At 42.6% G+C, this 12,266-nt stretch carries 10 protein-coding genes, 1 rRNA gene and 1 other annotated feature; all 11 genes read right to left on the bottom strand.

Annotation, left to right across the window (positions count from 1 at the left end; genetic code table 11):
• Positions 1–18: 18 nt before the first annotated feature.
• Positions 19–267 (bottom strand) — a binding site (T-box leader).
• Between the two features lie 42 nt (positions 268–309).
• The gene (gene gltX, locus AC1DVB_RS08555; RefSeq protein WP_477588958.1) at positions 310–1,767 is read right to left on the bottom strand and encodes a glutamate--tRNA ligase; all 1,458 of its coding nucleotides are present in this window, start codon (positions 1,765–1,767) and stop codon (positions 310–312) included.
• Between the two features lie 89 nt (positions 1,768–1,856).
• Positions 1,857–2,336, bottom strand: coding sequence for a 2-C-methyl-D-erythritol 2,4-cyclodiphosphate synthase (ispF, locus tag AC1DVB_RS08550; protein ID WP_057276469.1), 480 nt, complete (start codon positions 2,334–2,336; stop codon positions 1,857–1,859).
• Positions 2,337–2,350: 14 nt separating this feature from the next.
• Entirely contained in the window at positions 2,351–3,040 is a 690-nt protein-coding gene (gene ispD, locus AC1DVB_RS08545) for a 2-C-methyl-D-erythritol 4-phosphate cytidylyltransferase (protein ID WP_230134327.1), read from the bottom strand.
• 21 nt (positions 3,041–3,061) lie between these two features.
• On the bottom strand, positions 3,062–4,141 hold the full coding sequence (locus tag AC1DVB_RS08540; protein ID WP_096340940.1) for a PIN/TRAM domain-containing protein: 1,080 nt from the start codon (positions 4,139–4,141) through the stop codon (positions 3,062–3,064).
• A gap of 225 nt (positions 4,142–4,366) precedes the next feature.
• Entirely contained in the window at positions 4,367–5,440 is a 1,074-nt protein-coding gene (disA, locus tag AC1DVB_RS08535; protein WP_034305085.1) for a DNA integrity scanning diadenylate cyclase DisA, read from the bottom strand.
• 2 nt (positions 5,441–5,442) lie between these two features.
• Positions 5,443–6,831, bottom strand: a complete 1,389-nt coding sequence (gene radA, locus AC1DVB_RS08530) for a DNA repair protein RadA (protein ID WP_053537036.1) — start codon at positions 6,829–6,831, stop codon at positions 5,443–5,445.
• A 198-nt stretch (positions 6,832–7,029) separates the two neighbouring features.
• Positions 7,030–9,471, bottom strand: coding sequence for an ATP-dependent protease ATP-binding subunit ClpC (gene clpC / locus AC1DVB_RS08525; protein ID WP_034305090.1), 2,442 nt, complete (start codon positions 9,469–9,471; stop codon positions 7,030–7,032).
• 130 nt (positions 9,472–9,601) lie between these two features.
• Positions 9,602–10,678, bottom strand: coding sequence for a protein arginine kinase (locus tag AC1DVB_RS08520; RefSeq protein WP_477588955.1), 1,077 nt, complete (start codon positions 10,676–10,678; stop codon positions 9,602–9,604).
• Entirely contained in the window at positions 10,675–11,226 is a 552-nt protein-coding gene (locus AC1DVB_RS08515) for a UvrB/UvrC motif-containing protein (protein ID WP_230136138.1), read from the bottom strand. Before AC1DVB_RS08515 ends, AC1DVB_RS08520 begins: the two co-directional genes overlap by 4 nt.
• 21 nt (positions 11,227–11,247) lie before the next feature.
• On the bottom strand, positions 11,248–11,709 hold the full coding sequence (locus tag AC1DVB_RS08510) for a CtsR family transcriptional regulator (protein WP_034305095.1): 462 nt from the start codon (positions 11,707–11,709) through the stop codon (positions 11,248–11,250).
• 360 nt (positions 11,710–12,069) lie between these two features.
• A 5S ribosomal RNA gene (gene rrf, locus AC1DVB_RS08505) occupies positions 12,070–12,185 on the bottom strand.
• Between the last annotated feature and the right edge of the window lie 81 nt (positions 12,186–12,266).

Here is a 12,266-nt window from a genome sequence, read left to right as displayed (position 1 = left end):
AGCGTCTCTGTCCAAATAGACAGAGACGCTTGAAGCGCGGTTCCACTCTGTTTGGAATGTACGAACCAGGTAAAGCTTTTTCCTGTTTCTTCATCCCCAACTTTAATCCCTGTAACGGAGGACATTCCGCCTGTGCCTACTATAGGTTAGTTCAGCAAAGGACTCAAGGGTGCATTTCAGAAAACGAGAGGCCTGAACCACTTTCAGCAGGTTATGGTTCTCTCTAAAAAGCTTCGTTTACTTACTTCTCCCCATCTACGCGTTCTTTTGTAAGATTATTAAATACTATATTACATTTTCGACAAATTGTTAATATAAAATACTCTGAATACGCTGTTTAATTTTTTCTTTGCCCAGTAATGAAATTGCCTTAGGCAAGTCAGGACCATGTGTTTGACCCGTGACGGCAGCCCTTATCGGCATGAATAATTTTTTCCCTTTATGCCCTGTGCTTTTTTGTACGGCTTTAATCGACTTCTTGATTTCATCCGCATTAAATTCTTCAAGCCCTTCGATCTCCTGAAGGAAAGCTTTCATGACTTCAGGTACCTGTTCTTCAGCCAGCACTTCCTTAGCTTCTTGCTCGAACTCGACCTCATCCTTGAAAAACAGTTCAGAAAGCTCGACTATTTCCGCTCCATAGCTCATCTGCTCTTGAAAAAGTGAAACAAGCCCATGTACCCACTCTTCTTCTTCGGCGGTCAGTGTCTCTGAAACCTTCCCGGCTTTAATTAAGTGAGGCAATGACAATTCCACTGCACGATTGACGTCCAATTGCTTCACATATTGGTTATTCATCCATGTAAGCTTTTGCTTATCGAAAAGTGCAGGTGATTTAGACAGACGGTCAGCATCGAAAAGATTAATGAATTCTTCCTTCGTGAAAATCTCTTCCTCCCCGACCGGAGACCATCCTAGTAATGTAATGAAATTGAATAAAGCTTCAGGTACATAGCCAAGCTCTTCATATTGCTCAATGAATTGGATGATCGACTCATCACGTTTACTCAGTTTCTTCCTGCTTTCGTTTACAATCAGCGTCATATGTCCGAATACCGGCGGTTCCCAGCCGAAAGCTTCATAAATCATCAATTGTTTTGGAGTATTGGAGATATGATCATCACCGCGAAGGACATGGGAAATCTTCATCAAGTGATCATCGACGGCCACTGCAAAGTTATACGTTGGAATGCCATCCTTTTTAACGATGACAAAATCACCGAAGCCATCCGTTTCAAATGAAACCTCATCCTTGACCATATCTTTGAAAGTAAGGACCTTCCCAGCTGGAACGGCAAAGCGAATGCTCGGTTTTCTTCCTTGTGCCACTAGTTCCGCTTGCTCTTCCTCAGTTAAATGCTTGCACTTCCCGGAATATTTTGGCGTTTCATTGCGTTCGACCTTTCCTTCACGCTCTGCTTCAAGCTCTTCTTCCGTACAATAGCATTTATATGCTAAACCCTTATCCAAAAGCTCTTGATACAATTCCTGATAAAGGTCGTTCCTTTCGGATTGACGGTATGGACCGTATTCACCGCCAACATCAACACCTTCATCCCAATCCATGCCAAGCCATTTCAAATATTTAAGCTGACTTTCCTCTCCGCCTTCAATATTTCTCTTTTGGTCGGTATCTTCAATACGGATGATGAATTTCCCGCCTTTATTTCGTGCGTATAAATAATTAAATAAAGCAGTCCGTGCATTACCAATATGTAAATGTCCAGTCGGACTCGGTGCATAGCGAACTCGAATATCGCTGCTCATGATATATATAGACCTCCCAGTCGTTCTATTCTATTGTTTATATTATCATTTAAATACATTGGGATAAAGGCATCCACTCTAAAAACAATTTAGTTTGATTTGACCAATAAAACAACAGCCTGTGCAGCGATTCCTTCGCCCCTGCCTGTAAATCCAAGTTTCTCCGTTGTGGTCGCCTTTACATTAATCCTGTCTATCGAGGAATCTAAAAGTTCTGCAATCCTGCCTCGCATTTCCTCGATATACGGTGCCATTTTCGGGCTTTGTGCAATGATTGTACAATCCGCATTGCCTAGGGAATATCCTTCTTTTTTTACGATCGCCCAAATATACTGCAGCAGTTTTGCCGAATCGGCATCTTTAAATTCAGGGTCGGTATCCGGAAAATGCTTACCGATATCCCCTGCACCAATTGCCCCCAAGCAGGCATCGGCAACAGTATGCAGAAGGACATCCGCATCCGAATGACCCAGCAGTCCTTTCTCATACGGAATCGTAATCCCGCCAATTATCAAAGGCCTGCCTTCCACAAGCTGATGAACGTCATATCCTTGTCCTATTCTAAACATATCATTCTCCCCAATCATCGTTTTCCATGTTGTTGTTTATGTAAAATCGCTTCTGCAAAATAAAGGTCTTCCTGAGTCGTAATCTTAATATTATCATAATTGCCCTCAATAATAACTACCTGTTCATTGATCCGCTCTAGTAAACTTGCATCGTCCGTCCCTAAAAATTCTTCAGCTTCTGCCTGTTCATACGCCCTTTTTAATATGGATACACGAAAAGCTTGTGGAGTTTGCACCGCCCACAAGCTTGATCGTTCCACTGTTTCCAATACCTTTTTGTTTGCCGCTTTTTTAATCGTATCCTTAACGGGCACTGCAATTACGGCACCTCCATGAAGGGAGGCAGCAGTAGTCAATTCACTGATTTGCCCTAGGTTAATAAAAGGGCGGGCACCGTCATGGACCAGGACGATGTCTTCTTCTGCATGATGCAGTCCATTATAAACGCTTTGTTGCCGCTCCTTGCCACCCATGACCAGTTTCTTGACCTTTTTAAGACCATACACTGCTATCAATTGATTGAAATAATCCGTTTCTGCCGGGTTTATTGAAAGGATAATCCCCCGACAGTCAGGATCTTCTTCGAAGACACGCAGTGTATAAACAATGATCGGGATACCCGATAGTTCAATAAAAAGTTTATTCTTGCCCGCTTTCATTCTTTTGCCTTGTCCAGCTGCAGGTATCACTACTTCATAAAACATAACGGTTTCTCCTACTCTTCTTTATAATGCTTTTTCTAATAGTTTCGGTTTAGCGAATATCATCCGGCCTGCAGAGGTTTGCAATACACTTGTGACAAGTACATCGATCCGTTTCCCGATATGGTCACGGCCACCCTCGACAACGATCATGGTTCCATCGTCCAAATAAGCGATGCCCTGGTTCTGCTCTTTCCCGTCCTTTATGACCTGAACGTTCATCTCTTCCCCAGGAAGTACAACTGGTTTTACGGCATTGGCCAGGTCATTGATATTAAGTACCGCCACATTTTGAAACTCGCATACTTTGTTTAAATTGAAATCATTGGTAACGACCATTCCGCCCGATATTTTGGCAAGCTTCACCAGTTTACTGTCCACTTCCTGAATGTCTTCAAAATCCCCCTCGTACATCTCCACTTTAATCGGCAGGTCTTTTTGAATCCGATTCAAGATATCCAAACCGCGCCTTCCACGATTCCTTTTCAATGCATCAGATGAATCGGCAATGTGCTGCAATTCGTTTAATACGAATTGAGGAATGACGATGGTACCCTCCAGAAAGCCCGTCTGACAAATATCCGCAATTCTGCCATCAATGATGACGCTTGTATCGAGAATCTTCAGGCGCTTGCTATACCCCTCTTCATCCTCTTCGCTTGCTTCACCATCCGTGTTCTTTTTCTTATTGCTTTTCGTGAATAAACTCAATAGCTCATCACGTTTTTTAAAGCCCACCTGAAAACCAAGATATCCAAATAAAAGCGTAAGGATGATAGGAACCACCTTGATGGCACTGAATGCGGATCCAACCAAGAACGCTGCCAGCAATCCAACTAAAAGACCTACGCTGCCAAAGATTATATCCGTAATCGGTATCTTTACAAGCTGTTCCTCCAGCCATTTCATAAAATAGATCACGTGATCTACTGCCCAAAAAGTTATAAGATAAAAGATAATGGCACCCAACAGTACACTTACATAAGGATTGTTTAATAAAGCAATATCGTCTGCATGTAAAACAGTTAATAATTCCGGAATAAGCAACATACCAAGTGTTCCGCCGACTATTAAGAAGCATGCTTGTATAATGCGTTTTAACATCCCTTTCACCTCCTTCTACTCATTATTGACCAATAAAATAAAATGAAACCTTGAAAATTCGTTTTCACTATATACATTAAATTCACTTAAGGAATAGTGGATTTACAAATATGAATTCTTCTCTTTTTCGTAATATTAGCCTAGCACCCCGAGTTTTGAGTGTCAAAAATAAACACCAATCAATTTCAAGCCCGTTCAGGAGTTTTTTTAAAAGCCGGCTGCACCTTACATCCTTCTATTTGTGACCAGCTGATTTTTCAAAATTCGGAGTCCTTCTTTAATTTTATTTGCCCGGACTTCACCTATACCCTCCACATCGTCAAGGTTTTCAACCGTAGCTTTATTGACTTCACTAAAGCTTCCGAACTGTTTCACTAAATTTTCGATGATCAAACCCGGCAAGCGTGGGATTTTATGAAGAATACGGTAACCACGGGGATGTACTGACTCATCAAGATGAATGTATCCATGATAGCCCAGCACCTTAAGAAGAATGCTTTCATCCAGTTTTTCCTGCATGGCCAACTCTTGAAGCCTAAAAATGATTTCCTCGGGATTTTCATCATTACTGGAGGTATAATCCTTGATGAGCCATTTCCCTTCCGTTTCAATATCTGCCAGGATTTCATTCATTTGCAAACGGATCAGCCTTCCTTCCGTACCAAGTTCATTAAGGTACGTTAGCAGCTCCGCCTTGATCCTGAGCACCATCACATAACGGTGAAATACCTGCAAAAGATCGGCATAGGTCACGATTTCCTCAAACTCGAGCGCTCCTAAAACCGATATGCTCTGCTGCAGGACCACCTTGTATTTTTCCAAGGTCTGGATGGCTAAATTAGCCTTGGCAAGTATGACTCCTATATCTTTAAGGGCATACCGGAAATTGCCCTGATATAAAGTGATGACATTCCGGCGTTGTGAGATTGCGATGACCAACGACTTGGTCTCCCTTGCCACCCGTTCAGCTGTCCTATGCCTCATTCCCGTTTCAGTGGAAGGTGTACTGTTATCAGGCACTAATTGGGCGTTTGCGAAAATGATCTTATCGGCGGTTTCATTTAAAATGATGGCCCCGTCCATCTTCGCCAACTCATATAATGTGCTGGGGGTACAGCTGCAGTTGATTTCGAAGCCGCCATCCACGATCGTTCGCACCTTCTCATTATATCCGGCCACTATCAAACCGCCCGTGTTTGCCCTCAGGACATTTTCAATACCCTCCCGAAGCGGGGTACCCGGTGCTACGATTTGCAGAATTTCCAATTTTGTTTTCTCATACCCTTTTTTATCTGTCATGCTTAACCCCCTAACGATTGTTTAAGAGCCTCAGAAACCGATGAAACACCAATGATCTTAATACCTTTCGGCGCGGTCCACCCTCCTATATTATTAGCCGGTATGATAACCCGCTCAAACCCTAATTTCGCGGCTTCCTGCACCCTTTGTTCAATTCGTGACACCCTTCTCACTTCACCAGTCAGCCCCACTTCACCAATGATGCAATCGGCAGGGTTTGTTGGTTTATCACGGAAGCTTGATGCAATGCTTATTGCGACAGCGAGGTCAATTGCCGGTTCATCCAGCTTGACACCGCCAGCAACCTTTAAATACGCATCTTGGTTTTGGAGCAGCAAGCCCACTCTCTTTTCCAGGACAGCCATTAAAAGCGAAACTCGATTGTGGTCAATTCCCGTGGCCATCCGCCTCGGATTGCCAAAACTCGTAGGAGAAATCAATGCTTGAATTTCAACAAGCACCGGCCTTGTGCCCTCCATGGATGCGACGACTGTGGACCCCGAAGCTCCTTGCGACCGTTCTTCAAGGAAAATTTCCGATGGATTCGCCACCTCTTCCAATCCATGTTCTTTCATTTCAAAAATACCCATCTCATTAGTCGAACCAAAGCGATTTTTAACCGCACGTATAATTCGATATGTATGGTGTCTTTCCCCTTCAAAATATAATACGGTGTCAACCATGTGCTCAAGCAGCCGTGGTCCCGCAATGGCCCCTTCTTTTGTAACGTGACCGACGATAAAAATCGCAATCCCGTTCGTTTTAGCAATGCGCATGAGTGAGGCTGTGCATTCCCTCACTTGTGAAACGCTTCCCGGGGCAGATGTAACCTCAGAATGGTAAACCGTTTGAATCGAGTCAATTATGACCAAATCCGGTTTAACGTCTGTAATTGCCTGTTGGATATAGTCCATATCGGTTTCAGAATAAACGAATAGATTTTCCGACATGGTCCCAAGCCGGTCCGCTCTCAATTTGGTTTGCTTGACTGATTCTTCACCTGATATATAAAGCACTTTTTTCTGTTTATGCGCCAATTGGGATGATACCTGTAGAAGCAGGGTGGACTTACCGATACCCGGGTCCCCTCCGATCAATACAAGTGATCCCTGTACGATCCCGCCCCCAAGAGCACGATTCAATTCCATTAGATCCGTCTTAATGCGTGGTTCTTTTTCTGACTGAATGGTCGTTATGGGTGCTGCCTTCTCCCGTTCCCCGGAAACTCTAACCTCTGAATGGGTAAAAGCGCCTTTTCTTGCAGGTTTAACGATTTCGGTTTCCTCGACCATTTTGTTCCATTCACCGCAGCCTGGGCATTTCCCCATCCATTTCGCGGACTCATACCCACAAGATTGACACATAAATTTTGTTTTCTTTTTTACAGCCATAAATTACTCCTCTTCCTTTGGAAAAAATATCTATATTAAGGATATTATATCTCTGTTTTATTTAAACCTTCTTAAGGCTAAGTTTTTTTAAAAAAATATTCACTTTGCTTGTCCCGTTTATACTCATATCTACCTATAGATAAAAAACAGAGGTACACTGCAAAAGAATCTGCGTGTACCTCGAAGTTTAGGATCAGGTTATTCACTTACATTAACAGGCTCGCCTTGTCGGATTGCAAACTCATTATTCACGACATCCATTACGACCGTTTGCCCTTTTTTCACGTTGCCTTTAAGCAACTCTTCGGATAGATAATCCTCTACATGCTTCTGAAGCGCCCTGCGGATTGGCCTTGCCCCATATTCCGGATCAAAACCTTCCGTGGCAATTTTTTCTCTAGCCGCATCTGTCAGCTCCAAGTATATCTCCTGTTCTTTCAAACGGGTAGTAAGCTGATTTGACATTAATGTAACGATTTGTTTCAAATGATCCTTCTCTAATGAGTGGAACACGATAGTTTCATCAATACGATTCAGGAATTCCGGACGGAATGCACGTTTTAGTTCTTCCATCACTTTCCCTTTCATATTTTTATAGTCCTGCCCAGTATCCTGGATGTTAAAGCCGACATACTTATCAGTTTTCAAGGCAGACGCCCCTACATTCGATGTCATGATCAGAATGGTATTCCTGAAATCGACAGTACGCCCCTTGGAATCTGTCAGTCTTCCGTCTTCCAACACTTGAAGAAGAATATTGAAGACATCCGGATGCGCCTTTTCTATTTCATCAAGCAGAACGACGGAGTATGGTTTCCTCCGCACTTTTTCCGTTAACTGACCGCCTTCTTCGTACCCAACATATCCTGGAGGTGATCCAACAAGACGTGAAGTCGAGTGTTTCTCCATATATTCGGACATATCGATGCGGATCATGGCATCTTCATCACCAAAAATGGATTCAGCCAAAGCACGGGCTAGCTCGGTTTTACCGACCCCTGTAGGTCCCAGGAAGATGAATGAACCAATTGGCCGCTTAGGGTCTTTCAAACCTGCCCTTGCACGTCGTACTGCTTTAGAAACCGCAATGACGGCCTCTTCCTGCCCAATTACACGATCATGGAGGATTGACTCCATATTAAGCAGTTTGTCTGACTCCGTTTGCGCCAATTTAGTGACCGGCACTCCCGTCCAGCTGGATACGACGTGTGCAATGTCATCCACAGTCACTTCACTGTTTTCCTGCCCTTGTTTTTCTTTCCAAGTTTTTTTCGTTTCTTCCAATTGTTCTCTTAAGCGTTGTTCTGTATCGCGAAGCGAAGCAGCTTTTTCAAATTCCTGACTCTGAACGGAAGCATCCTTTTCCTTGCGAACATCATCTAGTTTCACTTCAAGTTCCTTTAGGTTAGGTGGCGTTGTGTATGAGCGCAGCCTAACTTTGGAACCAGCTTCATCAATCAAGTCAATCGCTTTATCAGGTAAAAAGCGATCGGAAATATAACGGTCTGATAATTTGACTGCAGCATCAATCGCTTCGTCAGTGATCGATACGCGGTGATGTGCCTCATAACGGTCACGAAGACCTTTGAGAATTTGGATGGATTCCTCAATTGTCGGCTCATCGACTTGGATTGGCTGGAAGCGACGTTCAAGGGCAGCATCCTTTTCAATATACTTACGGTACTCATCCAAAGTTGTAGCACCGATACATTGTAATTCACCACGGGCCAATGATGGTTTAAGGATATTGGAGGCATCGATGGCACCTTCTGCACCACCTGCACCAATCAATGTATGCAATTCATCGATGAATAGGATGATATTACCCGCCTGACGTATTTCATCCATGACTTTCTTCAACCGGTCCTCAAATTCACCCCGGTATTTAGTGCCAGCCACAACAGTACCCATATCAAGTGTCATGACGCGTTTATCACGTAAAATCTCAGGTACCTCGTTATTGATAATCTGTTGGGCAAGCCCTTCAGCAATGGCAGTTTTACCAACGCCAGGTTCACCGATCAATACTGGGTTATTTTTTGTACGACGGCTTAATACCTCAATGACACGCTGTATTTCCTTACTTCTTCCGATAACCGGATCCAAGCTTCCTTCCCTTGCAATCGCCGTTAAATCACGGGCAAGGCCATCTAGTGTCGGCGTGCTTGCATTTGCAGCGGCTGAACCTTGATGACCACCTGATTCATTGCTGCCCAAAAGTTGTAATACTTGTTGTCGGGCTTTATTTAAACTTACTCCCAGATTATTCAATACGCGGGCAGCGACACCTTCCCCTTCTCGTATAAGACCTAGAAGGACATGCTCTGTCCCAACATATGAGTGACCTAATTTTCTTGCTTCATCCATGGAAAGCTCAATGACCTTCTTGGCTCTTGGGGTATAATGTATCGTTTGAGCCGTATCCTGTCCACGGCCAATTAAATTTTCCACTTCTTTCTGAATCTTCTCCGGACCCAATCCAAGAGCATATAACGCTTTGGCTGCAATACCATCACCCTCTCGGACCAGGCCCAGTAAAATATGTTCCGTGCCAATATTATTATGACCTAAACGGATTGCTTCTTCTTGGGCTAATGCTAATACTTTCTGGGCTCTTTCAGTAAAACGACCAAACATCATAGGGAATTCCTCCTTAAGAATTTTCGTTTTGAATAAAATTGCTGGCAATTCTCTAAGTAATGGCAGAAGCTTATTCTTGCTCCATATCTATTACATGAAATTTAATTCTCCCTAAAGGGGTCAATAACCTCTATGAGGAGGAAGATTCCGTGAAATTCAAGCGTTCCCGGATGAGTGCTGCTCTACGGATATCCCTTTCATGGGGTATTAAAGGGCCGCCTGCATACTTTTGTAAAAATCCCGACTGCATCAAAATCATCAATTCATTTAGAATGCTTTTGGAAATACTCTTTATATACCCAAGATCTATCCCTAATCTAACATCGGAGATACATGTAGCTGCTTCCTTTGTCTCGATTATTCGAGCATTGGACAAAACCCCATATGAACGGAAAATTCTATCTTCTAATTGTATGTGGGAAGTCCTCGCTAATGCATCCCTCGCTGACCGTTCCTGGGCTATGATTTGTTGCACTACACTCGTTAGATCTTCAACGATATCCCTTTCCGATTTTCCAAGAGTGATTTGATTGGAAATTTGAAAAATATTCCCCAACGCTTGACTGCCCTCTCCATAAATCCCTCGAACCACCAACCCCAATTGGTTGATAGCCGGTATGATATTATTCATCTGCTGTGTAAGGACCAGACCCGGCAGATGCATCATGACTGAAGCCCTTAACCCTGTTCCCACATTAGTCGGACAACTAGTCAGGTATCCTCTTTCTTCATCATATGCATAGTCTATGGATTCTTCAATCCAATCGTCAAGAACATTTGCAATCTTTAAGGTTTCCTTTAGCTGCAACCCCGACATTAAACATTGAATACGGAGATGGTCCTCTTCGTTTATCATGATACTTATTTCTTCATTTTCCGAAAGGAGACATGCGCTTTTCGCTGAATCTTCAACTAAATGAGGACTGATTAAATGTTTTTCAACCAGAACGCGCTTTTCCAGTGGCTGCAATTGGTCAATCTCTAATAGCTCCAATTTCCCAATCTCTGGGGTTACTTCCTCTTCGATTCTTTTTTTAATCAATTCAATGATTTTATTAGCTTCTTCATTCGAAAAGGAGGTTGGGAAGGTAAAGTCTTTGAAATTCCTGGCCAGCCGAATCCGCGAACTCAATACAATATCGATTTCCGGACCTTCGGCACTCATCCAGGAACTCAAGGCGTTTTCTACAAACTTTTCCAAGCTCATAATTCCTCGCCTCCCTCTTGTGCTTCATACCTTTTTTCAAGGGAACGAACCTTATCTCTTACTTCTGCCGCCTTCTCAAACTCCTCTTGATCAATGTGGACCTTTAAAACTTCTTTCAAATCCAAAATTTGCTTTCGAAGATATATGGCGCCGCCAATCCTTTTTGGAATTTTTCCTATGTGTGCTGTATTGCCGCTATGAACCCTCTTTAAAATGGGATTTAACTGTTCATTGAACGTTTTATAACATTCGGCACAGCCAAACTTGCCAATATGGACAAATTCTTTATAAGATCGATGACAATTCGGGCAGCGCCTCTCTTCCGTTTTCGGAAATGCATTTGCCTTTGTCTGTTGAATATTCGACTCCATATTCAACAATCCTGCTAATAAATTATTTATTGAAAAACCAGGTCCACCTGCCTCCATGAACATTTCACCTTTTTCCTGAGCACATTTCTCACAAATCATGACTTCAGTCTTTTTTCCATTGATGATTTTGGTGAAGTGCAGGGTAGCAGGCCTTTGATGACATTCTTGGCAAATCAACGTTCATCACCTCTGCCAGTTTCATTTATATTTTAAAGTAGTAAGCATCGCTGTTAAAATTCTTGCCCTAAGCTCATCGCGGTCAGGCAGGTCGATATAAATCACCGATCTATCTATGACGCTCATCATAATCTTTGCTTCTCTTTCATTAATGACGTCTTCATTCATCAGCCGTGAAATTACTCCTTCAGCCATCGATTGAGTTACCCTGGAACCAATAAGCGATAATAAGTGGTTGATAAGTTGCACGGAATCCTGTGATTCCACTTTCATGATGCGTATATAACCGCCGCCTCCACGCTTACTCTCTACAACATAACCTCTCTCGATGGTAAACCTGGTATTTATTACGTAATTGATTTGAGAAGGAACACACTGAAATTTATCCGCTATTTCACTTCTTTTTATCTCCAAGATATCTTTTTGACTTATTTCAAGTACTTGCTTCAAATAAGTTTCGATAACATCAGATATGTTTCTCACTCAGCCTCCTCCATTCTGACTTTGACTATATTTGACTATTATTATACAAGGAATAATGCATTTTGCAACTTAAACGCATTTTCTTTCTGTAATATCCATTTTCTCCAAATTATATGTAGTTACATACCCCATTGAACATTAAAGTTGAAATATCTTATATAAATACCCTATATAAATGGATGTAAAACCTGAAATTTTTCTTCTCCTTAAGAATTCTGCCCCATTTCCCCAGCTCATCCATTCCTCCTCATGATATGGCAACCAATTCAAATAAGGCCAGCCCGTACTGTCCCTGAAAACGGAAATTTTTTTTAATTACAAACAAAAAAAGACCAGCCGGATGGCTGATCTTTATAAATGGCTTGGCGGCGTCCTACTCTCACAGGGGGAAACCCCCAACTACCATCGGCGCTGAAGAGCTTAACTGCCGTGTTCGGAATGGGAACGGGTGTGACCTCTTCGCTATCGCCACCAAACATAAAAGGAACGTTGTTCCTTCAAAACTAGATAATAAGAAGGTATTTCATTTTTTAAAAAGCGTTGGTTAAGTCCTCGAT

It is taken from the genome of Peribacillus sp. P4_D6, from assembly GCF_056401795.1.
The sequence above is the reverse complement of the archived record's forward strand: the minus strand, read 5'-3'. Positions and strand labels throughout refer to the sequence as shown.

Bases quoted from the DNA above. Each gene is read 5' to 3' on its own strand.
- gltX (WP_477588958.1), bottom strand. From the start codon at position 1,767: ATGAGCAGCGATATTCGAGTTCGCTATGCACCGAGTCCGACTGGACAT.
- ispF (WP_057276469.1), bottom strand. From the start codon at position 2,336: ATGTTTAGAATAGGACAAGGATATGACGTTCATCAGCTTGTGGAAGGC.
- ispD (WP_230134327.1), bottom strand. From the start codon at position 3,040: ATGTTTTATGAAGTAGTGATACCTGCAGCTGGACAAGGCAAAAGAATG.
- AC1DVB_RS08540 (WP_096340940.1), bottom strand. From the start codon at position 4,141: ATGTTAAAACGCATTATACAAGCATGCTTCTTAATAGTCGGCGGAACA.
- disA (WP_034305085.1), bottom strand. From the start codon at position 5,440: ATGACAGATAAAAAAGGGTATGAGAAAACAAAATTGGAAATTCTGCAA.
- radA (WP_053537036.1), bottom strand. From the start codon at position 6,831: ATGGCTGTAAAAAAGAAAACAAAATTTATGTGTCAATCTTGTGGGTAT.
- clpC (WP_034305090.1), bottom strand. From the start codon at position 9,471: ATGATGTTTGGTCGTTTTACTGAAAGAGCCCAGAAAGTATTAGCATTA.
- AC1DVB_RS08520 (WP_477588955.1), bottom strand. From the start codon at position 10,678: ATGAGCTTGGAAAAGTTTGTAGAAAACGCCTTGAGTTCCTGGATGAGT.